This is a genomic window from Tenacibaculum sp. Cn5-46 (genome assembly GCF_022347705.1).
GTDB lineage: Bacteria > Bacteroidota > Bacteroidia > Flavobacteriales > Flavobacteriaceae > Polaribacter > Polaribacter aiptasiae.
Map to the genome: position 1 here is coordinate 302276 of NZ_JAKRGD010000004.1, position 23870 is coordinate 326145.

Sequence of the window (23870 nt, forward strand, 5' to 3'; positions counted from 1 at the left end):
AAATATTAAAAATCTAATGATAGTCCTAACAATGCTTTTCCTGGTGTTGGATAATAACCTCTATCTACACCAATATCATTATTTCCAAAGTTTCCAATCTCTGGATCAAGACCTTTATAATTAGTAAAAGTGAAATAATCATCTAAAGACACATAAACTCTTAAATTGTTAAGATGTAATTTATCTGTTAAAGATTTAGGAACTCTATATCCTAATTGAATTTGTTTAATTCTTAAATACGATCCATCTTCAACCACTAAATCTGTATCATATGCTGTATTAGCGTATTGCGCAGCTGGAAAAGAAGCGTTATCTCCTGCTTGGGTCCATCTATTATTGTAAAAATGTATTGGTTTGTTCGTTATAGGTCTTGATGGCTGATGATATGTAGCCATAATATCATTTCCTATTGTTCCTTGAAACTGTACGTTAAAATCGAAATTCTTGTACCCTAAACTAACATTACCTCCATACAATACATCTGGATGTGGTGAACCAATCATTGTTTTATCAGCGTTATTTACTGAACCATCACCATTAGTATCTACTAAATTAATTTGCCCAGTTGCTGGATCAATACCATTAGTTTTGTATCCATAGAAATACCATACTGGCAATCCTTTTGTAAATCGAGTAACCCCATCATTATTTTGTGGCGCACTTGCTCCAACTATTGAAGTTCCTTCTGGTACAAATAATACTTCTGTCACTTCATTATTTAAAGTAGATAAATTAAGATTTACATCGTATCTAAAACCACTTTCTGATTCATCTCCGTAACCTAGCTCAAATTCAAAACCTTTATTTTCAATTGTTCCTGCATTGAATGGACTAAAAACAAATCCTGCTGAACCTGGTGTTATTAAACTTCCATCATTTACAATTAAATCTTTTGTTGTTTTAACATAATAGTCAACTGAAAAGTTCATTCTATTATTAAAAGCTTTTAAATCTACTCCTAAATCTAATTGTTCTGATGTTTCCCATACTAAGTTTTCATTAGCAAAACTTGTAATTTGCGAACCTAAAGAACCTAAATAATTAATTGGGTTTCCTCCATGGAATTGAGTAATAAAAGTTCTATCTGTATTACCTGGTAAATTACCCCAGCTACCATTTTGTCCCCAACTTGCTCTTACTTTTAAATAATCAATTTTTGAATCCTCATTCCAGAAATTCTCTTTAGAAACTACCCATCCACTTGATACAGCTGGAAAAAATGCTGTTTTATTTTTTGTAGGAAACTTATCTGATCTATCACTTCTAAATGATGCTTCTAACAAATACTTACCTGAGTAATCATACGACAATCTACCAAAAGCAGAAACTAAGTTATTTCTGTATACTGGCACAAAAGGACTTACTCCTTGAGTATCGACTAACTTTGTAGTCGTTTTAGTATCCTCTGCCGAATAACCTACTAAAGCTGTAAAACTATGTTCTTCAATTTCTTTAGTATAAGTTGCAAAATTTTCCCATAACCACCTGTTGCTTTCAACATCAGCTGTTGACCTAGTTAAAGTTGTATTTTGAGCTTCTGAAGAAACATAATAAGGATAATTAGTATTTACAGTACTCCATGTATTTTGCTCTAATCCTAGTCTAGTTGTAAAAGTTAAACCTTCTAAAATATTGAACTTAAAATAGGTAGTATTTAAAAATTGAGTTGCATCTGTAACATTACTATTCATCACATTAGAGTACGCCACAGGATTTACAACCTCTCCTGTAGAAAAACTTGGATATCCATATACATTACCATTAGCATCTAGTAATAATGGTACTCCATTATTTGTAGCATTATCAATTACTGTTTGAGGCACTTGCCCATTAGGATATGTAACAGGAGTTAAAGGATCAATTATTAACATGTTTTGTATAACTCCTCTAGTATCACTGTTCTCTGTAATCCCATTTTTATCAGTTATAGAATACGTAGCATTTAATCCAACTTCCAACCAGTTTGTTAACTCTCCTTTAAGATTCAACCTAAAGGTCGTTCTTTTAAAAGATGAATTATCTTTTCCTACAATACCTTTTTGATTCAAATTAGATGCAGAAAAATAATACGATCCTTTCTCTCCTGCCCCAGATAAACTTACATCATTTCTATACATTGGAGCTGTAACAAATGTTTCATCAATCCAATTAGTATCATAACCATTATTTACTACACCAGTTTGACCTGCTTCATTCATATAAGTAACAAATTGAGAAGCATTCATTAACTTCATATCTGTTCTTACACTTTGAGAAACAAATTGAGAATTAACACTAACTTTCAATCCTCCTTTTTTTCCTGTTTTTGTTGTAACAATTACAACTCCATTTGCACCTTCTGTTCCGTAAATAGCTGAAGAAGCAGCATCTTTTAAGACTTCAATATTTTCAATATCACTTGGAGGTAAATTATCTAAGTTAGCCACCTTCATTCCATCAACGATAAATAATGGATCAGAATTACCATTAGAACCAGCACCTCTAATTCTTATCTTTGCTCCAGAACCTGGTGAACCTGATGAAGCTACAACTGTAACCCCTGAGGTTCTACCTTGTAAAACTTGCTCTACTCTTTGACTAGAAACACTTTTTATCTCTTTACTATCTATACTAGAGATAGCACCAGTAACTAAACTTTTCTTTTTTGCTCCATAACCAACAATTACAACTTCATCTAAATTGTTAGAATCCTCTTCTAATAAAACATTTATAATCTTTCTTCCATTTACATTTACTTCCTTTGTTTTATACCCAACAAAACTAAAAACAAGGATTGCATCTGGCTTTACATTATTTATTGTATAAGACCCATCCATTTCAGTTACTGCACCTATAGTTGTACCTTTTACTACAATATTTACTCCTACTACCTCTCCTAAATTATCTGTCACAACCCCTTTAACGGTTTGTGAATACCCGTAAACACTTAGAAGAAAAGCAGATAAAAGTATTAACTTTCTAAAAAAACTGTTTTTCATAATTAATAATTAAATTATATTTTTCTGTTATATCACTAATAATCTCATTCGTTTTTTAAAGACTTCGTAAATAATTAAAGATTACTCAAATTAGTCTACAGTTTACGAAAAGGATTTAGATGATACAAAACTATACGTTAAAAAAGCTACTTAATAATATATTTTTGTCATTTAGTAATATATTTTTTATATTATTGAACCATAAAACCATAAAAAAAATGCAAAACAACATTCACAGAGAGATCACTCAACTATCTCCTTCAGACAGCTTTTTAGTATATTATAGAGTAAAAGACGAATTTGATTTCCCTTTACATTTCCATCCCGAATATGAAATAAACCTAATCCATAAAGGAGCTGGAGTTAGAAGAATTATAGGAGATCATATTGAAAAAATTTCCGATTACGAACTAGTACTTGTTGGCCCCAACCTTCCACATTGCTGGGAACTTCACGAGTGCACCAACAAAGAAATACATGAAGTAACCGTTCATATCCATAATGATTTACTAGACGAAAAACTACTTTCTAGAAGAGTCTTCAAATCCATAAGAGACATGTTTAATAGATCTATTCATGGAATTCTTTTTTCTGAAAAAACCACAAAAGAAGTTATGCCCAGATTAAAAAACCTCCCAAAAACCTCTGGAATTGATTACTTTATAGAATTCATCTCTATACTACACGACCTTTCCACCTCTAGAAACCAAAAACTCTTATCTACAACTTTTTCTAATATTGAAAACTTCGAAAACAGCGATAGAATTAAAAAGATATACGAATACATACAAGAGAATTATCATAAGAAAATTACCCTTGACGAGATATCTGAACTCATCAATATGAGTCCAGTATCATTTAACAGATTCATAAAAAAGCGCACAGGAAAAACATTCATCGCATACCTAAATAGCACACGTGTAAGCGCAGCTACAAGACTCCTATTAGAAACCGATTTAAGTATTAGTGAAATCGCTTTTAAATGTGGTTTTAATAACATTGCCAACTTTAACAGAATCTTCAAAAAAGTAAAAAACTGCACCCCCAGCGAGTTCAAAACTGAATTCAAAGGAATACAAAAAGTACTATAATACTATTTTGTCATTTAAGAGCATATAAAACACTAAAAGTTAAAAAAAATACCACCTTTTGATTATTTATGTATACTTTTCAAACACTCTTTCTTTTAATTTTGCATACCATAAACATTAGTTCAAAACATAATTCCACAAGTTAAAAACATGAAAAAAATTATTATTCCAATAGTAATCGTAAGCTCGTTAATCATTCTTGTTGGATGTTATTCAAAAAATGAACAACACAAGAAAGGTGATATAATGATGAACACAGAAATTGAAAAGAAAATTGATTCCCTCTTAGAAAAAATGACCGTTGAAGAAAAGGTAGGACAAATGAATCAATATAATGGTTTTTGGGATCTTACTGGACCAGCTCCAAAAGAAGGAAGTGCTGAAACCAAATACCAACATCTTAAAAATGGGTGGATTGGTTCAATGCTGAATGTAAGAGGTGTAAAAAATGTAAGAGCTGTACAAAAAATTGCCGTAGAAGAAACTCGATTAGGTATTCCTTTAATTATAGGTTTTGATGTAATTCATGGATACAAAACACTAAGCCCAATACCTTTAGCTGAAGCTGCTAGCTGGGATTTAGAAGTAATAAAAAAGTCTGCAAGTGTTGCAGCAACAGAAGCCTCTTCAGCTGGAATTAACTGGACTTTTGGGCCAATGGTAGATATATCAAGGGATCCTAGATGGGGACGTGTAATGGAAGGAGCTGGTGAAGATCCTTTTTTAGGAAGTAAGGTAGCTGTCGCTAGAGTTCAAGGTTTTCAAGGTACTGACCTTAAATCACCACACACCATTGCTGCTTGCGCTAAACATTTTGCTGCTTACGGTTTTTCTGAAGCAGGTAAAGAGTATAATACTGTTGACATTGGTACTTCTACTCTCCATAATGTTGTACTACCTCCTTTTAAAGCAGCAGTAAACGCAGGAGTTAGAACTTTAATGAATTCTTTTAACGAACTTAACGGGGTACCTGTTACGGGAAGTAGTTACTTACAAAGAGACATTTTAAAAAACGGATGGGGTTTTAATGGATTTGTTGTATCAGACTGGGCATCTATTAATGAAATGATTAATTGGGGACATGCTAAAAATAAAAAAGAAGCTGCTGAAATAGCTGTTACTGCTGGTTCTGACATGGATATGGAAGGCTATGTTTATGTAAAAGAATTAGCTCAATTAGTTAAAGATGGTAAAGTAGATGAATCCTTAATTGATGATGCAGCTAGAAGAATTTTACGAGTAAAATTTGAATTAGGTTTATTTGATGATCCATATAAATACTGTAACGAAGAAAACGAAAAGAACTCTTTATACAACCCTAAACATCAAGAAGCTGTTTTAGATGTAGCTAAAAAATCTATCGTATTACTAAAAAACGAAAACGATTTATTACCTCTTAAAAAGAGTGGTCAAAAAATTGCACTTATAGGATCATTAGCAAACGACAAAAACAGTCCTTTAGGTAGCTGGCGTATCGCTTCTGACGATAACACTTCTATATCTGTTCTTGAAGGAATGCAACAATACAAAAACAACACTTTGAACTACAGTAAAGGGGTTGATTTAATTACTGAAAAGACATCTTTTACTAGCGAAGTAAAAATAAATTATACGGATAAAAGCGAGTTTAAACATGCCATTGCAACCGCACAAAAATCAGATGTAGTAGTAATGGTACTTGGAGAACATGGTTTTCAAAGTGGTGAAGGAAGAAGTAGAAGTGACATAGATTTACCTGGACTTCAACAAGAATTATTAGAAGAAATATATAAAGTAAATAAAAACATCGTACTTGTATTAAACAACGGTAGACCTTTAGCTATTGAATGGGCTTCTGAAAACATCCCTTCAATTGTAGAAGCTTGGCAACTAGGCTCACAAGCAGGGAATGCTATTGCTCAAGTTTTATATGGTGATTATAACCCTAGCGGAAAGCTTCCAATGACTTTCCCTAGAAACGTTGGTCAAATTCCTATTTACTACAATTATAAAAACACAGGAAGACCAATAGACAAAGATAATAACGTATTCTGGTCTCATTACATTGATGTTGAAAACACCCCTCTATACCCTTTTGGTCACGGCTTAAGCTACACTACTTTCAACTATTCAAACTTTAGAATTAGTAAAGAATCGGTATCAGTAAACGATGCTATTAAAGTATCTGTAAATGTTACCAACACTGGTAAATACGAAGGTAAAGAAGTAGTTCAATTATACATTCGTGATATGGTTGGTAGCAACACACGACCTGTAAGAGAGTTAAAAGGATTTGAATTAATTGAATTAAAAGTTGGAGAAACTAAAACTGTAGAATTTACTCTCGACAAAAATACTCTTGGGTTTTATAATAATGACGGGGAATTCATTACTGAACCTGGAGATTTTAAAGTTTTTATTGGTGGTAGCTCCACCACAACATTAGAAGGACAATTTGAATTAATTCCTTAACAATAAAAAAGCCCGTAAATAACTTACGGGCTTTTTATTTTATATTTCTAAAATTAGCTTATTGCGCTAATTACATCATATTTAGTAATAATGTGGTGCTTACCATTTTCTAAATCAACCAATACTGCTTGATTCTCTTTAGAAATTAGCTTAGAAACCTCATCAATAGAAGCATTTAATTTAACTTCTGCATACTTAGCTCCCATCACATCCTTAATTGGCTTATCTGCTATATTTTTATCTTCTAAGTAGCTACGTAATAATGTTGACTCGTCTACCGAACCTACAAATCCGTTGGCATCTCTTACTGGAATTTGAGAAATTTTAAAATCACGCATTCTTTCAATTGCATGAGAAACTAATTCTTCAGTTTGTACAGTCACTAATGGCTTATCAATATGCGACTTGATTAAATCTTCAGCAGTAGTTACTTCCTCTTCTAAGAATCCTCTATCACGCATCCAATCGTCGTTAAACATTTTTCCTACATATCTACTTCCGTGATCGTGGAATAATACAACAACTACATCGTCTTTTTTAAACTCATCTTTTAATTGTAACAATCCTTTAATTGCCGAACCTGCCGAGTTTCCTACAAAGATACCTTCTTCTTTAGCTATTTTTCTTGTATAAACAGCAGCATCCTTATCTGTTACTTTAGTGAATCCATCAATTAAAGAGAAATCTACATTCTTAGGTAAAATATCTTCTCCAATTCCTTCTGTGATATATGGATATATTTCGTTCTCATCAAAAATACCTGTTTCATGATACTTCTTAAATACAGAACCATATGTATCTACTCCCCAAATTTTAATATTTGGATTCTTTTCTTTTAAATATTTAGCTGTTCCAGAAATAGTACCTCCTGTTCCTACTCCAACTACAAAATGTGTTATTTTACCTTCTGTTTGTTTCCAAATTTCAGGTCCAGTTTGTTCGTAATGCGCTTTTGCATTTGATGGATTATCATACTGGTTAACATACCAAGAGTTTGGTGTTTCTTCTCCTAATCTTTTTGATACTGAATAATAAGAACGTGGATCATCTGGTTCTACGTTTGTTGGACAAACTACTACCTCTGCTCCTACTGCTCTTAAAATATCCATCTTTTCCTTAGACTGCTTATCAGAAATTACAAAAATACATTTGTACCCCTTTATAATTGCTGCTAAAGCTAATCCCATTCCTGTGTTTCCTGAAGTACCCTCAATAATAGTTCCTCCTGGCTTTAAACGACCATCTGCTTCTGCATCTTCAATCATTTTTAACGCCATTCTATCCTTTACTGAATTCCCTGGATTGAATGTTTCAACCTTAGCCAATACTAAAGCATCTACTTCTTTTGTTACTGAGTTTAACTGAACTAAAGGTGTATTACCAATAGTCTCTAATATATTTTTTGCGTATTTCATCTTCTAAAATTATGCTGCAAATTTATGCAAATCGAATGGATTTTGAAGGGTGTATTTTGGTTACTATATATGACGGAACTATTAACATGAAAAAACATAGGATAAGTGCCCCTATATTTAACAATAAGATAACCCAAAAACTAATTTCAACTGGTACTGAAGACACATGATACGTTTCAGGATCTAATGTTATAGGTTTGAAATATTTCTGAATAAATAATAAGGTAACACCAATAATATTCCCCCAGAAAAGCCCTTTCAATATTAAATAAAAAGCATTGTATAAAAAGATTTTCCTTATACTCCAGTTAACACTTCCCAATGCTTTAAGAATACCAATCATTTTAACACGTTCTAATATCAGTACTAATAAAGCTGTTATCATATTTATACCCGCAATTAAAATCATGATTGCAATAATAAATCGAACATTATTATCAAAAAGTTTAATCCAATCAAAGATTAACGGATTACTTTCTACAATGGTACTACTATTTAAAGTTGCCCCTACATTGAAATAGACTTCATCCCCTTTTTCAGCTAGCATATCAAAATCATCAATCACAACTTCAAAACCTCCTATTTGATTATCGCTCCAACTATTAATTCTTTGTACTTCTCTAATATCTCCAATCAATATAGATTTATCAAACTGTTCTAGTCCTGTATTATAAATCCCAACAATAACTGGTTTACGTCTTTTATGTTTTAATTTACTTTTTTCTGAACTAAACAATGTTTCAATAGTATCATTCAGTTTAAAATTTAATCGATTCGCAATTGATTCTGATATTAATATCTCTTTATTTCTACTTTGATTAAAATTAGGTAATCGTCCCTCTTTTAAATATTCTTTAAAAAAAGAAAAATCATAATCAGACGATACTCCTTTAAATATAATTCCTTCAAAATCGGTTGGAGTCCTAATAATCCCTCCTACATTCGCAAAAACTTGTACGTTTTTAATTCCATCAATATTTTTAAACTCGGGATAGAAATCTTGGTTTTTATCAATTGGAACTGTAGATAAATCTGAGTTATTATTATCGTAATTTACAATTTGAATATGACCTTTAAAGCCAGACATTTTATCTCTAATCTTCTTTTGAAAACCCGATGCTATCGATACCGATATTAACATAATAGCAATACCCAACGCAATAGCAATTGTAGCTATTTTAATTATTGGTGACGATATACTACTTTTATGCTCTTTACCAGCAATAATTCGTTTAGCTATAAATAATTCGAAATTCAAAAGTTGTTGTTTTTTTAAGTAAATCCAAAAGTAATTAATTCTTCTTTAAATAATATTATTTATCATGATTAAAGCTTCATTTTCTGACAAAGAATTAGTTACTGATATCTTATACAGTGCTTTTGTCAACATCAAAAAAGACAATTCTATAAGCTTTGTTGTAAAACAAGATTCCAAAAGAAATAAACGTCTTCGTTTTTTAATGGAATATCTTTTTTTAACTTCTTTTGAATTTGGTGAAGTTTTTATTTCTGACAATAAAAAAGCATGCCTACTTATCAACTATCCACATCTACAAAAAACAACCTTAAAAAACTCTTATTGGAAACTTCTTTTAATTATTAAAACCATTGGATTTTTTAATGTGTTTAAAGTACTAAAAAGAGAACGTGAATTAAGAAAACATCATATAAAAACACCACATATTCATCCAATTATTATGGGTGTGCTTAACGAGCATCAACATAAAGGTATTGGTGTTCGACTAATTAAGGAAGTATTTTTACATTTTAAAAACAATCAACTTCCTTGTATTATAGAAACTACTACCAAAGAGAATTTAAAGCTGTATAAAAAATTTGGCTTTAAAATTGTAAGAGAAACTCATAGTTTAAATTATCCATTATTTTTCTTACGAAAAGATTTTTAAACTGTAACTTTATCTTTTAAAACATACATTTAAATGAAGAGAACTTTTAATCACCTTTTATGTTTAATTTTTATCAGCTTTCAACTAAACTCTTGTGCTCAACAACAGAAATCAAAAACCAAAAAAGCGATAAAAGAAACAGAAACTTTGCAAGTAAGAACTGGTGCTGATAGAATTAATTTATACTTACCAAAACTAAAGGGTAAAAACGTTGCTATTGTAGCCAATCAAACATCAGTTTTAGAAGTTTTACAAAGAGCCGAAGTAGCTCCAAACGTAATGGGTTCTAAATTGGTTCAATTTCATTTAGTCGATTATTTAAATGATTACAACGGAATTAATGTTCAAAAAGTTTTTGCTCCTGAACATGGTTTCCGTGGGAAAGCAGATGCTGGTGAAACAGTTGTAGATGGTATTGACACTAAAACAAAGTTACCTATTATATCATTATACGGAAAAAACAAAAAACCTTCTGCTGAACAGTTAAAAGGTATCGATGTTGTCGTTTTTGATATACAAGATGTAGGAGCTCGTTTTTACACTTATATTTCTTCTTTACATTATGTTATGGAAGCCTGTGCTGAAGCTAACATTCCAATTATTGTTTTAGACAGACCCAACCCTAACGGACATTATATTGATGGTCCTGTATTAGAACCTGAACATAAAAGCTTTGTAGGAATGCATCCTGTTCCTGTGGTATATGGTATGACTATTGGTGAATACGGACAAATGATTAATGGTGAAAAGTGGTTAAAAAAAGGAATCCAATGTAATTTAACTGTAATTCCGTTAGAAAACTATACACACGATTACAAATACAGCTTACCAATAAAACCTTCTCCTAATTTACCTAATGATATATCTATAAACTTATACCCTAGTTTATGTTTTTTTGAAGGAACAAAGGTTTCTGCTGGAAGAGGAACAGATAAGCAGTTTCAAATTTATGGTTCTCCATTTATAGCTAATGCTAAATTTAGTTTTACTCCCCAACCAAACGAAGGTGCTAAGTATCCTAAGTTTAAAGGTGAACTATGTTATGGTGAAGATTTAAGAAAAACTCCTTACTTAGCTGAATTAAATCTTTCTTGGTTATTAAACGCTTATACAAACTCTCCTAAAAAAGACTTTTTCAATGCTTTTTTTACCAAACTAGCGGGAACTAAGAAATTACAACACCAAATTGAACAAGGTATTTCTGAAAAAGAGATTAAAAACTCTTGGAAAAAAGACTTGGAAAATTTTAAAAAAGTTAGAAGCAATTATTTACTTTATAAATAGTTGCTTTTAAACAACAAAATATTGCTATGAAATTTAGATTTATAACATTTTTTCTTATTACCCTACTAATACTACTGATAGGCTGTTCTAAAAAAAGTATAAAAAATGATGGACGTTTAAAATTATCAATAGACTACTGTAAGTACACAAAAAATTCAAGCTTTCTATCTTGTGAAGCAACTTTATTTAAAGACACTTTAAAATTCAAAGAGATTTCATTTATGCATAAAACTGAAACTGAAATCTCTGATTTACCATATGGTAATTATAAAGTAAGATATAAGTCAATCTTTAATAGATATGAATATATAGATTTTAAAATCACCGATAATAACCAAAAATCAATTTCACTGTGTGTTGACAAAATAGATTACAATAGAAATCAAAATGTTTTACTCATAGATGAAATGAAAATTGGTGAAACATTAATTTTCTCCTTTGAATCTCAAGGTTGTTTCCACTCCTCTAAAGACGATATTAGAATAACCAAAAATCAAAACGACCTCACAGTTACTTACAACGAAACCAGTAAAAAACTATCTGCTTTACAATATAACTTATTGAGAGAATTTGAAATTGAATTAAGAAGTAATCATTTAGGAGCATGCTCTACAAATAATAGATACGGAGTATTCAATAAACAAACAAATGAAATTTATTTAGTAATTGACCAGAGTTGTCAATGGAATGGTTTTAAAAACCTTATTCACTTATTAGATTTTAAAGTTAAAAACAACTATTATTAATTTTCTTTTTATAATTATCTCAACACAGAAAAATAACGACACTTCATATTTACTATATTTGTTTGAAAAATTGCGTGGAGTTTTTTCCTATATCTGATATACAATTAAAAACCTGTAGTTTTATCGATTGTAAATAGTCTTACTTTTACTTCTAAAAACCTTACATAGAAACCAAATAAAGAATAGGAATAAATTCTATAATGTAATTAAGTTATCAACAATTGAAATGCATAAAACTAAAATCATATTACTTCTAATATTTTTAAGTTGGACAACTTCATCATCTGGGCAAGGATTTAACAAAACTTATCAAGGTTTGTGGGCTAGTACAATTTGGACTTTTGAATTTGAACTTGATGGAAACTACAAAAGAATTTCTTCAGGTCATTATGGAAATACAACTGTAAAAGGAACATACGTTCTTTTAGGGGATATTATAAAAGTCACTTCAGGTCATGAAAATACTCACGGCACAATAAATGAATTTTATTTAATGGAAGGAGATAGTCTAATTATTGACATGAACCTTAGATACGACTATAAAACCATTTCTAAAAAAAACACATATTACTATAATAGTCAAATAAGAAATATAAAGTACCCTCAAATAGATTCTAATGATAAAAGTTTAAAACTTGAATTGGAGAAAGTACTCAACATTGCTTTCAATTCAAAAGAAATAAAAGGTTATTATCATTTTGACAAACTTAAAAATAAACAATTAGTGATTGCTAATTATGGATTTCTCAAAGCATCAATCAAGATTAAAGAAGTAGATGTTGTTTTCAAACCAAAAACTGAAATTCAAGATAAACTCTTCATTGAATTTGAAGATATAAACTTAAATCCAAATAAAATATATTTAGAAATAAAAATAAATGGTAAAGATGTAAAAATTTGGTTCACATTTTACAAAAAGAACGGTAAATGGAAATATAAAAAACCTTCAATTTTTGAAAAATAAAACCTACATACAAACATGGAATTTCACGAATGTAATTTGAATATAAGGTACGATTTACCAAAAGCAATCTTAGATAAAGTTCCTTTAGTTTATGAAAAAATGGAAGGCTGGAATGGATTTGGAGAAAACGGAACACCATATTGGTTTAGTTATAACGAAAATGAGAAATCAATATTTGCTACAGTAGAACCAAGTGGACTGCATTTTGAAGCTACAATGGAACTTGAAGAATGGGTAGAATGGAAATCTAAAATTAAAATAATTGCCACAAATGTTTTAGGTTTCAAAGTTGGAGAAATAGAAGAAGGTGAAGTCGGATATGAAATTGAATGGTTATAAAACAAGCTAATTATTCACCAATTGAAAGCTCAATATTTAAACAAATTAGTAAACATACAAAACAACAAAATGGGTTTAGATTCAGTTGAATTAGTAATGACTATAGAAGATAAATTCGGGATATCAATCCCTAATGTTGAATGTGAACAAATTGTAACAGTTCAACAAATGGCTGATTCTGTATTTAAAAAAATTAAACTTAAACCTAATAAAAAGTGTTTATCACAAATAGTTTTTTATAAAATCAGAAGAGCTTTGGAACAATTTGAAAATGAAAAGAAAAATATTACTCCAAATACTAAAACATCAGACTTATTAAACAAAACGGATTTAAAAAATGATTGGACTCTATTAGAGAATGAGATTGGATTAAAAATACCTGATTTAGTAGATTTAGACTTAGATAAAACGTTAAATAAAGAAGTAAAATTTTTAGGTTTCAAAATTTTTGACCGAACCGAACCAGTGGCAGAAAATACATTACGAAAATTTACCGATTGGATAATCTCTATGAATTATGAACAATTAATATCTATTGAAAATATTTCTAGCAAATATGAGGTTGAACGAATCATTTGTGGAATTGTTGAAGATAGAATTGGTATTCCTATAAGTGAAATTGAATTACATCATTCTTTCACAAACGATTTAGGAATTGATTAAAACAAAAAAACTAAAATGACACCAATAGAATTTAAAAAACTTTGGATGAATAATAGCTCAGAAAACTGGATAGAATTTCCAATAGACCTAATAGAAAAATCAAATTTAAATGAAAAAACAAAAGAATTTTTAAAAATTGGATTTCCAGAAGATGCAGCTCCTTTTTTAGGTTTTGGATTAACCAGTTATGACGGAAAATTCAATACAATTCAGAATTACTACGATGATTATGAGCTAGATGATAAAACTAATAATTATTGGATATTTGGTTCTGATAATAACGGGAATCCTATTTGTATAGACTCATCTGATAATGATAAGTTAATTATACTCGACCACGAACAGGAATTTGAGTTTATGGAAACCATGAATAAAAACATTGCTGAACTAGCTTCTTCTATTTTACTTTATAGAAACTTTGTTGAAAAAACAAATAAAGAATTCGGAGAAGATGGATTTTTTGAGTCTCAATTTACTGAGAAACATTTGACTGAATTAGAAAATGAATTTAAAAAGTTAAACCCAAACTACTACATTGAATCAAGTTTTTGGGATAATGAAATTGAAAACTTAAGAGCTGAAATCGAATAAGAAACAAGTTATTTACTTTCATAAAATAAAAACTATTCCTCACTAACCATAAACTTCCATAATAACATTGCTAAAACACTTCCTAATATAGGTGCTATAATATATATCCATAGTGAATGAATATTTCCAGAAAGTACTGCTGGTGCTAAACTACGAGCTGGATTAAAAGAACCTCCTGAAATTGGGCCTGCAATTAAAATAATTCCAGTTACAAAAACACCTATAACTATTCCTCCTAAATGACTGTACTCTTTTTGACTTGTTACCCCCAGAATTGTTAGCATCAAAAAGAATGTTAATACAGTTTCTAACACAAATGAAGAGATTATACCTCCACTAGGTAAAGTTTCACCTAAAGTTTGTGTTTCTGGAAAAGCTAAACATAATAAAACACTTGCTAAAAAAGCACCAAGTACTTGAGCAATCATATAATGTATTACCTCTCTTTTAGACATTAACTTACCAACTGCTAAAGCAATGGTAACCGCTGGATTGATATGCGCTCCTGAAAAGACTCCAAAGACATAAATAATTCCCATTATAACAATTCCAAAAGCTGCTGAGATTCCTAACAACCCTAAACTTCCTTCTGATAAAGAATTTACAATTACAGCTCCTGTACCGCAAAAAACCAATGCAAATGTCCCAATAAACTCAGCTATATATTTTCTCATAATTACTTAGCTATATTCAATAAAAAAAGGATAGCCATGGCTACCCCCTTTCTTTCACCTTTTCTTCTTTTAAATTGCGTTTGCTCCTGCTTCTGCTACTATATGATCGTTTTCTACTGAGCTACCACTTACTCCAACAGCACCAATAATAGTTCCGTCTGCATTCTTTACAGGTACACCTCCTGGAAATGTAATCAATCCGTTGTTAGAGTTCTCTATATTAAATAAAGGTGCTCCTGGTTGTGATAACTCTCCAATTAATCCTGTATTCATATCAAAAAAACGCGATGTTTTTGCTTTTTTAATTGAGATATCTAACGAACCTAACCATGCTCCATCCATACGAGAAAAAGCTACTAGATTTGCTCCTGCATCTACTACAGCTATGTTCATTTTAGTATGTATTGCTTCAGACTTTTCTTTTGCTGCTACAATTATTTTTTCTGCTTGTTCTAATGTAATATTCATCTTATTAATTATTAATATTTCCGATGCAAAATTACAGTAGCTTCAAAGCTTAATAGTTACAAGATAGGTTCATCTTGTTATGAAAAAAGGTCAAATTAAATTTCTGATGGATTGATTCCAAACTGATTTTTAAAAGCAGTACTAAAGTTTGACAGATTATTATATCCTAAATCTAAGTATACATCTGAAGGACTCTTGTTTCCTTTTTCTAAAAGCTCTTTAGCTTTATTCAATCGTTTATTTCTAAACCATTTCCCGGGAGATTCCTTATACTCTTTTATAAAATGTCTTTTAAATGTTGAAAGACTCATATTACATAAGAAAGCTATTTCGTCTAAGGTAAGTGATGTATAAAGGTTTTTCTCAATAGTCTTTTTTAAAGGAGAAGTTTCTTTAGATATTAACGAAAACAAATAATCTTCGAACGATTCGCCATACTTAGTAATTAAGTACACCAATAATTCATCAAACTTAATAGCTAATAAACTTTCTACTAACTCTGACTTTGTGTTCTTAATGGTGTTCAGTGAGTTTAAATAAGACTCTATATAATCGTCATTTTCTATTACATAGCATGAATTAGCTTGTATATCTTTTTCTGTACTACGACTATGCTTTTGAAAAAACTCTTTTAGTTTTTCTTCCGAAAAGAATAACAGTTTACAATAATAAGTTTCTTCTGAATCTAATAACTCGCTCCAAAGGCAATTCCCTTTTTTAATTAAAATTGATTGTGAATTATCTACTAAAAAAGCGCCTTCTGCAAAATGAACCTGCTTTTTCCCTGTCTGTAAAAAACTAAACATATGCATGTTCAGATTTACTTTGGTTTTAATAGCGTCCTCATTCATCTTGAGGTCATACACAAAAAGCTCAGGAAGTCTTGTACTTTCTATATAAGATTCAGGTATGTTATCTATAGGTATTTTACTCACTAAGTTATTTCTTAAACTGTTAATTTAAGAAACCTTGTTCTTGCATCCAAGAGTCAGAATAAATTTTGTCCATGTATCTTATTCCGTGATCTGGTAAGATTACCACCACTACACTATGCTCATCAAACATATCTTTATCGGCATACTGTTGTACTGCTTGCATTACTGCTCCAGAAGTGTATCCGCAAAATAATCCTTCAGTTTTTACCAACTCTCTCGATTTCAAAGCAGCTTCTTTATCAGCTACTTTTTCATAGATATCTACAACGTCGAAATCTGTTGATGAAGGAATTAAGTTTTTCCCTAAACCTTCTATTTTATAAGGAGAGATTTCGTTTGAATCAAACTCACGAGTCTCATGATATTTTTTAATTACCGATCCGATAGCATCTACTCCTAAAATTTGAACATTAGAATTTTGTTCTTTTAAGTAACGTCCAGTTCCAGAAATAGTTCCTCCTGTTCCACTTGCTACCACAACATGAGTTACTTTACCTTCGGTTTGTTCCCAAATCTCAGGACCTGTAGTATGGTAATGCGCTTCAATATTTAGTTCATTGAAATATTGATTGATGTAAATCGAATTTGGAGTTTCTTTATGAATTCTTTTTGCTGTTTCATAATACGAACGAGGATCGTCTGCAGCTACATTTGCTGGACACACATGAACCTCAGCTCCCATTGTTTTTAAAACATCAATTTTGTTTTGAGATGATTTATCGCTTACTGCCAAAATACATTTATACCCTTTTACCATAGCTATCATTGCTAAGCTAAAACCTGTGTTTCCTGAGGTAGTTTCTACAATAGTATCTCCTGGTTTCAGAATACCTTTTTTCTCTGCATTTTCAACAATATGCAAAGCTATTCTATCTTTAGCTGATTGCCCTGGATTGAATGCTTCAACTTTCGCGTAAAATTTACCCGGTAAGCCTTTTGTAATTCTATGTAGTTTAATTAAAGGGGTTTGTCCTACTAATGCTAGTATATTATCGGCTATTTGTTGATTTCTATCCATTATATTTAATAAAAAAACGTCATTACGAGGGTGAATAACGAAGTAATCTTTTTTATTGAGATTGCTAATCTTCGTTGCTCTCGCAATGACGCTTACACTCAATCGAGCGCAAAAATATAACTATTTTTCTAACTTATCTTCTAACATTAAAAAGAATGTATATTCTTCAGCTGTTTCTTTTAATGCATCAAACCTACCTGAAGCACCTCCATGTCCTGCATCCATGTTTGTATGTAAGAACAACATGTTATCATCAGTTTTTAAATCTCTAAGCTTTGCTATCCATTTTGCTGGCTCCCAGTACTGTACTTGACTATCGTGTAAACCTGTAGTAATTAACATATTTGGATATGCTTTTGCTTCTACCTGATCATATGGAGAATACGATTTAATATAATCGTAGTATTCTTTATCGTTAGGATTCCCCCATTCGTCGTACTCACCGGTAGTTAATGGAATACTATCATCCAACATGGTTGAAATTACATCTACAAATGGTACCGCAGATATAATTCCATTATACAATTCTGGATTCATATTGATAACTGCTCCCATTAGCAATCCTCCTGCTGATCCTCCCATTGCATATAAATGCTTTGGCGATGTATATCCATTATCAATTAAATATTTAGAACAATCAATAAAATCGGTAAATGTATTTTTCTTATTCAACATTTTACCATCTTCATACCACTCTCTTCCTAAATACTGACTTCCTCTAATATGCGCTAATGCATACACAAAACCTCTGTCTAATAAACTTAAACGCGTTGTTGAGAATCCATCAGAAATAGTATATCCATACGATCCATATGCATATTGTAACACTGGTGTGTTTTTATCAATCTTAGTGTCTTTATGATGTACAATTGATAAAGCTACTTTTTTACCATCTCTAGCTGGTACCCAAATACGCTTACTTACATAATTTGCTTTATCAAACTTTCCGCCTAATACTTCCTGCTCTTTTTTGATTTCTTTTGATTTATCTTTCATGTTGAAATCAATTACCGAACTTGGAGTTGTCATAGAGTTGTACGAATAACGGATGATGTCTGTATCAAACTCTGGATTTGAATACACTCCTGCTGAATAAGTTTCTTCATCAAAAGGTAAGTAATAATCTTCCGATCCATCCCAACGTTTAATTCTAATTTTGTTTAATCCGTTGTTTCTTTCTTCTAAAACTAAATAGTCTTTAAAAATTGAAAAGTCCTCAAATAATGTATCTTCTCTATGAGGAATAACATCTACCCAATTCTCTTTAGTAGTTTTATCTTGTGGAGTTTTCATTAACTTAAAGTTAGTTGCTCCATCTTTATTTGTTTTGATATAGAAATGATCACCATAGTGCGCAATATCATATTCTAAATCACGCTCACGTGGTTGAACAACTCTAAAATCTCCATCAGGATTATCAGCTTCTAATACTTGGTACTCTGTAGAAACCGTATTATACGAACCGATTACTAAGTATTTTTTCGATTTTGTTTTCGTTACAAAAGTTCCAAATGTTTCGTCTTTTTCTTCAAAAACCAATACATCTTCAGACGAATCAGTTCCTAAAACGTGCTTGTATATTTGTGAACTTCGTAGTGTTTTTGGATCTTTCTTTGTGTAGAAAATTGTTTTATTATCATTTGCCCAAACTGATCCTCCTGTCGTATTTTCAATCTTGTCTGGATAAATTTCTCCAGTTTCTAAGTTTTTAATCTTAATAAAATACTGACGACGACTTACTGTATCGGTTGCAAAAGTTGTTAATTTATTATCAGGTGACACACTTAAACCTCCTAATTGGAAATAATCATGACCCTCTGCTTCATCATTAACATTAAACATTACTTCTTCCTCTGCCTCTAAACTACTTTTCTTACGACTATAAATTGGGTATTGCTGTCCCTTTTCATAACGAGTAATATAGAAATATCCACTCTTCTTGTAAGGTACTGATTCATCATCTTCTTTAATACGACCTTTCATTTCCTGAAATAACTTCTCTTGAAACTCTTTCGTCTCTTTTGTTACTTCATCGTAATATGCATTTTCAGCATTTAAATAATCGTATACTTTTTGGGTTTGTTCGTCTTTAACTTCGGCATTTTTTTGCTCGTCGGTTAAACGCATCCAAAAGTAATTATCTGTACGCACATCTCCGTGTTTCTCTAAGGTAGTTGGCTGCTTATCAGCAACTGGAGCTTTGATATCTTTCTTCATTTCTTGTTTTTTGCAGGACGCAAAAATAAGGCTAAATGCGATAGCGGGGAACATAATTTTTTTCATTTTTATTTAAATTAAACAATTTCCTTGTGAAAATACTATTTTTGCTTGTATATAAATAATAAAAAAGACGATTAATGTTTGGAGATATTTCTGGTATGATGGGCAAAATAAAAGAAGCTCAGCAAAAAGTTGAAGAAACTAAAAAACGTTTAAACACTGTTTTAATTGACGAATCTGCTGCCAGTGGCGCTATAAAAGTTACGGTTACTGCCAATAGAGAAGTAAAAGCAATCACAATAGATGAGTCTTTATTAGAAGACAAAGAAGAATTAGAAGACTATTTAATTTTGACTTTAAATAAAGCTTTAAAAAGAGCTGGCGATATTAATGAACAGGAATTAGCTATTGCTGCCAAAGCTGGTATGCCTAATATTCCTGGAATGGATATGTTTAAATAACAGCTAAGATGTTTGTACAGCTAGAAGATTATATGTTGCCTTGTTTAAACAAAAAGCTCTTTGGAGTTGATTGTTTAGGATGTGGTATTCAACGTGCTTTAGCTCTAATTTTAAAAGGTGAATTTATAGAAGCTTTTAAAATGTATCCAGGGATTTATACACTACTTCTTTTAGCTTTTGTTATCATTCTTAACTTCTTTTACAAAATTAAACACGCTCAAAAAATAATCAGTATTTTAGCTATACTTAATGTGCTTATTATCGTGATAAGCTATATTATAAAAATGAATCAATTAACTTAATTTTATAAATCTACTATGGAAAAACAATTTAACCCAACTATTATTTATGTATTGTCAATTATAAGTTTTTTATGCTGCTGTTTTGGTGGTTTAGGTGTTTTTTTAGCTGCACCTGCCTTTATTATTGCTAACAACAAAATGAAAGACGCTGAAGCAAACCCAGAACAATATGATGCTGCATCTTTGAAAGCTATAAAAACTGCTAAAACAGTTGCTCTGATTGCATTAATTATTAATGCTGTTTATTTAGCTCTTACTGGTTACAGGTTAGCTACTGGTTGGGATGAAATGATGGAACAAATAAATGATATAATAGAACAAAGTAGATAAAAAACTTCTACTTAAATAAAAAGCGATCCAATGGGATCGCTTTTTTTATACAACTATTTCAACAAAAATTTTCACAAAGTAAGGATTCCTAATTATATTTGCAACCTCTAGATTTCTTCATGTTTTAAGAAAGTAGGAATCAATTGATTTTTAATAATAAGTATAATGCAAAGTAATTTATATATAAAGTCAAATAACATAGTTATTGATAACTTAGATGCAATTCATTTTAGTCAATCTAACAAAACAATTATTGAACAATTCTTAAAAGAGTTTACACATAGAAAAGCGCTACAAGAATTTAATTTACCAGTAGATAATAAAATTCTCCTTTATGGTCATACTGGTTGTGGTAAAACAATGACGGCAAAGGCTATCGCTGGTGTTCTTAAAAAGCCAATAGTCATTCTAAATTTAGGTGGTATTGTTTCTTCAAAACTAGGGGAAACTGCTAAAAATATTCAAAGCTTATTTGACAAGGCTATTAGACAAAATGCGGTATTGTTTATTGATGAATTTGATGCAATCGCAAAAATGCGTGACTATGATCAAAAAGACTCTGGAGAAATGAAAAGATTAGTGAATACTATTATTCAACTTATAGATTATTTACCTGATAACGTTATTTTAATTACTGCTACCAACTATAAAGAAATAATAGATACCGCAATACTAAGGAGATTTCAAATACAGCTAGAGTTTAAACTTCCTACAAACAATTTATTGGATGTATATTATACAAGCTTATTATCTCAATACCCTGAAAAATATAGAGACATTCAAAGAATCTATAATGTTTCTTATGCAGAAGCAAAAAACACTGTTTATAAAGAGTTAAAACGACAAATTATTTTAGAAGAAGAACTAAAATTAAGTATTTAATAATTACTGAACGATACAAAAATAGAAGTTCAAAAACATTGATTTATGAGTACAACTATCGTAGATAATTTACGCATCATACAAAACCGAATAAATAATGCTTGTAATAATTCAGGAAGATCTACAAAAGAAGTTCGTCTTTTATTAGCTACTAAAACTGTTAGTCCTGAAAAAATTAGCATTGCTATGCAAGAAGGTGTTACTTTAATGGGAGAAAATAAAGCTCAAGAGTTTAAAGATAAATGCAATGCTGTTGCTGAATGGAATCCTGAAATTCATTTTATTGGTCATTTACAATCCAATAAAATAAAAGAAGTATTAAAATGGTGTACTTGTATTCAATCCATAGACAGACTTTCTCTTGCCGAAAAACTTCAACAAAGACTCTCTTTTGAAAATAAAGAAATAGATGTATACATTCAAGTAAATACATCTAATGAAGAAAGTAAGTTTGGTGTTAGTCCTGAAAATGCAATTGAATTAATTAAACAAGTTTCGAAACTTAAAAACATTCATATAAAAGGCTTAATGACCATTGGTTTATTAAGTTCTGAGTCAAACGAAGTACGAAAGTGTTTTAAACTATTAAAAGCTATTCAAGAAGAAGTTATTCAATTAAATATTCCTAATGTATCTATGGATGAATTATCAATGGGTATGAGTAATGATTTAGAAATAGCTATTGAAGAAGGTGCTACTATTGTTAGAGTGGGAACTGCCATATTTGGAGAAAGAATTTACCCTGATAGTTTTTATTGGAACGAACAAAAGTAAAACACACTTAAAATTACATACTTAGAACTTATTTAAAGTACAGCTTAAATCATACCTTTTGCCTTAAATTCTAAGTATTTGTTTATTACATTAACCGACAATTGGGCTGGTTTTGTTAAAATTGCATGCACTCTATTTTTTTCTAGTTCTTTAACTATCAACCTTTTTTCATAGGCATATTTTTCGGCTATTGTTTTGTGATATATGCTCTGTAAATCTTCTGAATTTTCTGTAATTAACTTATCCAACTCTGTATTTTCAAAAAACACTGTAACTAATAAATGTTTTTTAGCAATCATTTTCAAATAAGGCAACTGTCTTTTTAAAGCTGAAATATGCTCAAAGTTTGTATATAAAATCAATAAACTTCGTTGATTTATTTTTCGCTTTATAGAAGCATATAATAAAGCAAAATTAGCATCTGAAAAATCGGTTGTGATTTTATATAATTCTTCATTTATTACCGATAAATTCGTTTTCTTATTACTTGCTGCTATTAATTTTTCTACATTTTTAGAAAACGTAAGCATCCCTGCTTTATCATTCTTTAACAATGCTATATTTGAAAAAGCCAATGTTGAATTAATTGCATAATCTAACAACTTCAATCCTTCAAAAGGCATTTTCATAACACGTCCTACATCAATAATAGAATATATGGGTTGTGATTTTTCATCTTGGTATTGATTCACCATCAACTCTCCCCTTTTTGCTGTAGCCTTCCAATTTATAGTTCTGATATCGTCACCAGGAATGTAGTTTTTAATTTGCTCAAACTCCATGGTATGTCCAATACGCCTAATCTTCTTCATTCCAAACTCTGTCAAATTATTATGCATTGCTAAGAATTCATACTTCTTCATTTGAACATAAGAGGGATATACTTTTACATCTTTATCATTTGTAAAAACATATCTTCTTGAAAAAATCTGCAATAATGTTGAAACAAATACATGTAAATTTCCAAACTTATACTCTCCTCTTTCTACTGGACGAACATTATAGGAAAACGTTTTTTTATCGGCTACTTGAAGTGATGTTTGATAGTCAAAATCTCTTTTCTGAAATTGTTCTGGCAGTTCATCAATAACAGAAACAAAAACCTGAAATGGATATCTATTTTCCAATGTAATGGCTATTTCATTTTCATCTGAATTAGACAATTTATCAGAAACTATACGTTGAGCTGAAAAGCCTTTTTTAAATCGATATAAAACTATTAAATCAATACACATGGTTATTAAAAACAACCAAACAAGCATCCACGTAAGTGAATACAATACGGGTAACCAGAACGACAATAAAAATAATCCTGATATAATGCTTACGTATATAAAAAAGCGATTATGTATGTATATAGATTTAAAAAACTGAATC

The 23870-nt window shown here is 30.5% G+C and carries 23 protein-coding genes; 14 read left to right on the top strand and 9 right to left on the bottom strand.

Annotation, left to right across the window (positions count from 1 at the left end):
• Positions 1-5: 5 nt before the first annotated feature.
• Positions 6-2978 (bottom strand): TonB-dependent receptor, encoded by a 2973-nt coding sequence (locus MHN29_RS10305; RefSeq protein ID WP_235274679.1) that lies wholly within the window; start codon positions 2976-2978, stop codon positions 6-8.
• 218 nt (positions 2979-3196) lie between these two features.
• On the opposite strand from MHN29_RS10305, the gene MHN29_RS10310 reads away from it, so the two are divergent.
• Positions 3197-4069 carry an AraC family transcriptional regulator gene (locus MHN29_RS10310; protein ID WP_235274678.1) on the top strand — a complete coding sequence of 291 codons (873 nt, stop codon included), beginning with the start codon at positions 3197-3199 and terminating at the stop codon, positions 4067-4069.
• 150 nt (positions 4070-4219) lie between these two features.
• The gene (gene bglX / locus MHN29_RS10315) at positions 4220-6520 is read left to right on the top strand and encodes a beta-glucosidase BglX (protein WP_255689357.1); all 2301 of its coding nucleotides are present in this window, start codon (positions 4220-4222) and stop codon (positions 6518-6520) included.
• Between the two features lie 53 nt (positions 6521-6573).
• Here bglX and MHN29_RS10320 read toward each other — a convergent pair whose 3' ends face one another.
• Together MHN29_RS10320 and MHN29_RS10325 are read right to left on the bottom strand one after the other, a co-directional pair.
• Positions 6574-7935, bottom strand: a complete 1362-nt coding sequence (locus MHN29_RS10320) for a pyridoxal-phosphate dependent enzyme (RefSeq protein ID WP_235274677.1) — start codon at positions 7933-7935, stop codon at positions 6574-6576.
• Positions 7936-7957: 22 nt separating this feature from the next.
• Complete coding sequence (locus MHN29_RS10325) at positions 7958-9193, bottom strand: ABC transporter permease (protein ID WP_235274676.1); 1236 nt, start codon at positions 9191-9193, stop codon at positions 7958-7960.
• A 64-nt stretch (positions 9194-9257) separates the two neighbouring features.
• Between MHN29_RS10325 and MHN29_RS10330 the strand changes: the two genes are divergently transcribed.
• The 7 genes from MHN29_RS10330 to MHN29_RS10360 all read left to right on the top strand — a co-directional run bounded on the left by MHN29_RS10330 (position 9258) and on the right by MHN29_RS10360 (position 14429).
• Entirely contained in the window at positions 9258-9842 is a 585-nt protein-coding gene (locus tag MHN29_RS10330; protein WP_235274675.1) for a GNAT family N-acetyltransferase, read from the top strand.
• A 33-nt stretch (positions 9843-9875) separates the two neighbouring features.
• Positions 9876-11126, top strand: coding sequence for an exo-beta-N-acetylmuramidase NamZ domain-containing protein (locus MHN29_RS10335; protein WP_235274674.1), 1251 nt, complete (start codon positions 9876-9878; stop codon positions 11124-11126).
• Positions 11127-11152: 26 nt separating this feature from the next.
• Positions 11153-11872: a hypothetical protein gene (locus tag MHN29_RS10340; protein WP_235274673.1), complete on the top strand. Its 720-nt coding sequence runs from the start codon at positions 11153-11155 to the stop codon at positions 11870-11872.
• A gap of 226 nt (positions 11873-12098) precedes the next feature.
• A complete protein-coding gene (locus MHN29_RS10345) occupies positions 12099-12836 on the top strand; it encodes a hypothetical protein (RefSeq protein ID WP_235274672.1) in 738 nt (245 codons plus the stop codon).
• 15 nt (positions 12837-12851) lie between these two features.
• A complete protein-coding gene (locus tag MHN29_RS10350; RefSeq protein WP_235274671.1) occupies positions 12852-13175 on the top strand; it encodes a hypothetical protein in 324 nt (107 codons plus the stop codon).
• Positions 13176-13244: 69 nt separating this feature from the next.
• Positions 13245-13838: a phosphopantetheine-binding protein gene (locus MHN29_RS10355; protein ID WP_235274670.1), complete on the top strand. Its 594-nt coding sequence runs from the start codon at positions 13245-13247 to the stop codon at positions 13836-13838.
• A gap of 15 nt (positions 13839-13853) precedes the next feature.
• Complete coding sequence (locus MHN29_RS10360; protein WP_235274669.1) at positions 13854-14429, top strand: hypothetical protein; 576 nt, start codon at positions 13854-13856, stop codon at positions 14427-14429.
• Between the two features lie 32 nt (positions 14430-14461).
• On the opposite strand, the gene MHN29_RS10365 is transcribed toward MHN29_RS10360, so the two are convergent.
• From MHN29_RS10365 to MHN29_RS10385, 5 genes are all read right to left on the bottom strand, one after another.
• On the bottom strand, positions 14462-15103 hold the full coding sequence (locus MHN29_RS10365; RefSeq protein WP_235274668.1) for an MIP/aquaporin family protein: 642 nt from the start codon (positions 15101-15103) through the stop codon (positions 14462-14464).
• Between the two features lie 69 nt (positions 15104-15172).
• Positions 15173-15571, bottom strand: a complete 399-nt coding sequence (locus MHN29_RS10370; protein ID WP_235274667.1) for a heme-binding protein — start codon at positions 15569-15571, stop codon at positions 15173-15175.
• A gap of 95 nt (positions 15572-15666) precedes the next feature.
• Positions 15667-16506: an AraC family transcriptional regulator gene (locus MHN29_RS10375; RefSeq protein ID WP_317208029.1), complete on the bottom strand. Its 840-nt coding sequence runs from the start codon at positions 16504-16506 to the stop codon at positions 15667-15669.
• Between the two features lie 19 nt (positions 16507-16525).
• Entirely contained in the window at positions 16526-17524 is a 999-nt protein-coding gene (locus MHN29_RS10380; protein ID WP_235274666.1) for a PLP-dependent cysteine synthase family protein, read from the bottom strand.
• A gap of 120 nt (positions 17525-17644) precedes the next feature.
• Positions 17645-19741 (bottom strand): S9 family peptidase, encoded by a 2097-nt coding sequence (locus MHN29_RS10385; protein WP_235274665.1) that lies wholly within the window; start codon positions 19739-19741, stop codon positions 17645-17647.
• 140 nt (positions 19742-19881) lie between these two features.
• Here MHN29_RS10385 and MHN29_RS10390 point away from each other — a divergent pair, with 140 nt between their 5' ends.
• The 5 genes from MHN29_RS10390 (at position 19882) to MHN29_RS10410 (ending at position 22493) form a co-directional block, all read left to right on the top strand.
• On the top strand, positions 19882-20205 hold the full coding sequence (locus MHN29_RS10390) for a YbaB/EbfC family nucleoid-associated protein (protein ID WP_150901181.1): 324 nt from the start codon (positions 19882-19884) through the stop codon (positions 20203-20205).
• An 8-nt stretch (positions 20206-20213) separates the two neighbouring features.
• A complete protein-coding gene (locus MHN29_RS10395; protein ID WP_235274664.1) occupies positions 20214-20507 on the top strand; it encodes a DUF2752 domain-containing protein in 294 nt (97 codons plus the stop codon).
• A 15-nt stretch (positions 20508-20522) separates the two neighbouring features.
• Entirely contained in the window at positions 20523-20837 is a 315-nt protein-coding gene (locus MHN29_RS10400) for a CCC motif membrane protein (RefSeq protein WP_150901180.1), read from the top strand.
• A 165-nt stretch (positions 20838-21002) separates the two neighbouring features.
• On the top strand, positions 21003-21719 hold the full coding sequence (locus MHN29_RS10405; protein WP_235274663.1) for an AAA family ATPase: 717 nt from the start codon (positions 21003-21005) through the stop codon (positions 21717-21719).
• Between the two features lie 45 nt (positions 21720-21764).
• Entirely contained in the window at positions 21765-22493 is a 729-nt protein-coding gene (locus MHN29_RS10410; RefSeq protein WP_235274662.1) for a YggS family pyridoxal phosphate-dependent enzyme, read from the top strand.
• Positions 22494-22537: 44 nt separating this feature from the next.
• Here the strand turns inward: MHN29_RS10410 and MHN29_RS10415 are convergent, their stop codons facing one another.
• Positions 22538-23869, bottom strand: coding sequence for a DUF58 domain-containing protein (locus tag MHN29_RS10415; protein ID WP_235274908.1), 1332 nt, complete (start codon positions 23867-23869; stop codon positions 22538-22540).
• Position 23870 lies beyond the last annotated feature (1 nt).